This window comes from Intrasporangium sp., from assembly GCF_036566125.1.
Taxonomy (GTDB): Bacteria; Actinomycetota; Actinomycetes; order Actinomycetales; family Dermatophilaceae; genus Intrasporangium.
The window spans coordinates 1-3,026 of the sequence record NZ_DATCWX010000114.1 but is presented as its reverse complement, the minus strand read 5'-3'; the positions used below and the strand labels follow the sequence as shown (position 1 = coordinate 3,026).

The 3,026-nt window shown below is 70.9% G+C and carries 2 protein-coding genes and 1 pseudogene; 1 reads left to right on the top strand and 2 read right to left on the bottom strand.

Annotation, left to right across the window (positions count from 1 at the left end; all coding sequences use genetic code 11):
* Positions 1 to 773, bottom strand: a pseudogene (locus VIR15_RS06785) (DUF6049 family protein); the annotation flags it as partial.
* A gap of 155 nt (positions 774 to 928) precedes the next feature.
* The gene (locus VIR15_RS06780) at positions 929 to 1,414 is read right to left on the bottom strand and encodes an NUDIX hydrolase (protein ID WP_331926710.1); all 486 of its coding nucleotides are present in this window, start codon (positions 1,412 to 1,414) and stop codon (positions 929 to 931) included.
* Between the two features lie 269 nt (positions 1,415 to 1,683).
* On the opposite strand from VIR15_RS06780, the gene VIR15_RS06775 reads away from it, so the two are divergent.
* A partial coding sequence (locus VIR15_RS06775; RefSeq protein WP_414654934.1) for a CCA tRNA nucleotidyltransferase occupies positions 1,684 to 3,026 on the top strand: 1,343 nt, incomplete at its 3' end.

The following is a 3,026-nucleotide window of genomic DNA, read 5'->3' as shown; positions in this document are numbered from 1 at the left end:
GACGCCTCGGCGTCCGCCGAGCCCGCCGTTCCATCCGGCGCAGTCGCGGGCGCCCCTGGCGTCGGAGGGGGAGTCGCCGTCCCGGTCGTCGGCGAGCTGGCCGGCCCGCCCGTGGGCGCCGTCGGAGGAGGACGCTCTGCGGCTGTCTCGCCGGGCGCGGCCATGAGTACAGAGGGGTCCAGGGCCAAGGTGGCGGACGAGCCCGCAGTCCCCTCGATGATCCGGTCGACGCGCGATCCGGGCCCGATGGCTCCGGCCCAGGCCGGCCCGCGAACCTTGTCATCGCGATCGAACAGCTTCAGCTCGGGGTCGAGTGTCACCGGGATCGCCACGGCCAGCTGGAGCGGGACGAACTCCACGCGAGAGTTCCAGGCGAGGAAGGTCCGGGTCGTGCCGACCGGTGTCGAGGCTCCCCGCTGGTAGACCTCGATCGCGATCGGCAGCGCGGCGAAGGCGTCGCCGGTCTGCACCCGCCGCTCCTCGAGGTCGATGGCAAAGGGCACGGTCTGACCGGCCGGCACCTCGGACGGCGGCTCCGCCACCTCCCCAACGAGCCGTCCGGACACCTTCCCGGTCCCCTTGACCCACCCGTCGATGTCGCCTCTCAGGGTCATGGGCCGGGAGCTGAGGACGACGTCGATGCTCGTTCCGACGAGCGGGCCGGAGGTCGGCGCGGTGACCATGCCCGCGATCCGTGTCGTGCCGCGCCCGTCCACGACGGTCGGGGACACCGAGGTCAGGGTGACGATCGCCTTCTCGTCGTCTGGCGTCACCGAAGGGACGTGCGCGACTGGTCCGTCGTTCTCACTGACGGGCGCCGGATCCGCTTGGCTCGCGTGGGAAACCGGTGCTCCGGGAAGGGTGGTCAGGGCAACAAACGACGCGATGACGACCGTTCGGAGTGCGGCCCGCCATGGTCGGGCCCGGTTCACGCCGTGCCTGCCAGCCGGATCCACGCCGCCTGCGCGATGCGGCGCTCGTTGGGGAAGGTGAGCCGGCGGTGCACCTCGTCGAGGCGCATCCACGCGACGTCGATCGCCTCACGATCGGGGTCGTTCTCGATGGTCAGTTCGCCACTGAGGGCTTCGAGCAGGTAGTGGTGCACGAACTTGTGCACCCGCTTCGTCGAGGTCGCGAACCAGTAGTCGATGGTCCCCAGCTCCACGAGCACGCGTCCGACGATCCCGGTCTCCTCCGCGACCTCTCGGGCCGCGGTCTCGACGAGCGTCTCGCCGGGCTCGACATGGCCCTTCGGGAGACACCACTCGATGCGCCCGGCCCGGTTGCGTCGCGCGATGATCGCGATGAGGGCGCAGCCGTCCTGGATGTCGACCACGATGCCGCCGGCAGAGCGCTCTTCAACCGCGGGCAACCGCCGACCCCCGTTGGGGGTCGGGGCGGTCTGCGCGGTCATGCCGCCACCATAACCAAGGGATCTGTTTCCCGCCCCAACGTCGCGCACCGGGCCGAGCGCTCCTGCAAAGAGCCATTTCCGTATGCCGCTGTGCTCGCCCACGCGCATCACTTGCCTTCCCCTCCTTCCGCTCGCCCAACGCGCGGCACGGGGGCTGCGTTCCATTGACCCCTCGATGACGCACCGACCACTGCGCCGAGGAGGACGGGAGGGCTGGGAGGTCACGGACGTCGCGGAGGAGCTCAGCGGCATACGGCATCGGTGTGGGGATGACGAGGAAGAGTCCACCTGCGCGCTCACCTAGGCTGTCCTCCGTGCCCGACCGCCCCACCACGCCACCTCCGGACCCCACGCATCTGCCCCTGTTGCGTGGCGCCGTCGCCCAGCTCGCGCCGGTGCTGCCGGTCCTCCAGGAGCTCGGGAAGCGGTTCGAGCGGCGTGGGCACGAGATCGCGCTCGTCGGCGGGCCGGTGCGCGATGCGTTCCTCGGGCGGACCTCGCCGGACCTCGACTTCACGACTGACGCGAGTCCGGACGAGATCCTCGCCGCCGTCGAGGGGTGGGCCGACACGCACTGGGACATCGGGCGTGAGTTCGGCACCATCGGCCTGCGCAGGGACCAGCACCACATCGAGATCACCACCTACCGCGCCGACACGTATGACCGCACGAGCCGCAAGCCGGAGGTCATGTTCGGCGACACCCTCGACGGCGACCTCGTCCGCCGCGACTTCACGGTCAACGCGATGGCGATCCGGCTGCCGAGCCTCGAGTTCGTGGACCTCCACGGCGGCCTCACCGACCTCGCCGCCCGGCGACTGATGACGCCTGCGCCGCCGGAGGAGTCCTTCGCCGACGACCCGCTCCGGATGATGCGGGCGGCCCGTTTCGCGGCTCAGCTCGGCTTCGACGTGGCCTCGGATGTGCGGGTCGCGATGAGCGAGCGGGCGGCCACCCTGGAGATCGTTTCGGCCGAGCGGATCCGTGACGAGTTCACCAAGCTGGTCTGTGCGCCGTCCCCGCGACCCGGCCTCGCCCTGATCGTCGACACGGGGCTGGCCGACCATTTCCTCCCGGAGCTGCCCGCTCTGCGGCTCGAGGTCGACGAGCACCACCGGCACAAGGACGTCTACGAGCACTCCCTGACCGTGCTCGAGCAGGCCATCGCGCTCGAGGGTCCGGCGGACGGGCCTGAGGAGTCGGTGCCGGGCCCGGATCTCGTGCTCCGCCTTGCCGCGCTCCTCCATGACATCGGCAAGCCGGCCACGCGACGCTTCGAACCGGGCGGCGGCGTCTCGTTCCATCACCACGAGCTGGTCGGGGCGCGGATGGCGAGCAAGCGGCTCAAGGCGATGCGCTACGACAAGGCCGTCGTCAAGGCCGTCGCGCGGCTCGTCGAGCTGCACCTGCGCTTCCACGGCTACGGCGAGGGGCAGTGGACCGACTCGGCGGTGCGGCGGTATGTCACTGACGCCGGTCCGCTCCTGCAGCGGCTGCACCGGCTGACCCGCTCCGACAGCACGACCCGCAACGTCCGCAAGGCGCAGCGGCTCTCTGTGGCCTACGACGACCTCGAGCAGCGGATCGAGCGGCTCGCCGAGGAGGAGGAGCT